The 243-nt window shown below is 56.8% G+C and carries 1 protein-coding gene; it reads right to left on the bottom strand.

Annotated elements, in window-relative coordinates:
- Nucleotides 1-243: adenine deaminase C-terminal domain-containing protein (locus SB822_RS60080; RefSeq protein ID WP_410859509.1), on the bottom strand; the 243-nt coding region annotated here is incomplete at both ends.

Below are 243 nucleotides of genomic sequence, written 5' to 3'. Positions count from 1 at the left end.
GAAGGCAAACTTCTCGCCATCAAATAGCCCCTGACTGGTTAGTTTTAGCGCGGGGATCACTGGCAGAGAAAGAAACGCCATCTGAATAAACGGCTCATCGGGTAACGGACCGCATTCACGGGCGGCGGCTTTCAAGGCGTCAATTTGTTCCGCCAGCGACTGCGCCGTGTCGGTGCTCATCAGCCCGGCAATGGGTAACGGCAGATGACTTTGTACCTGGCCGTTACGTACCACGCACAGCCC

Origin of the sequence: Paraburkholderia sp. SIMBA_054, from assembly GCF_046534875.1 — a bacterium.
GTDB lineage: Bacteria > Pseudomonadota > Gammaproteobacteria > Burkholderiales > Burkholderiaceae > Paraburkholderia > Paraburkholderia hospita.
This window is presented reverse-complemented; position numbering and strand designations above follow the sequence as displayed.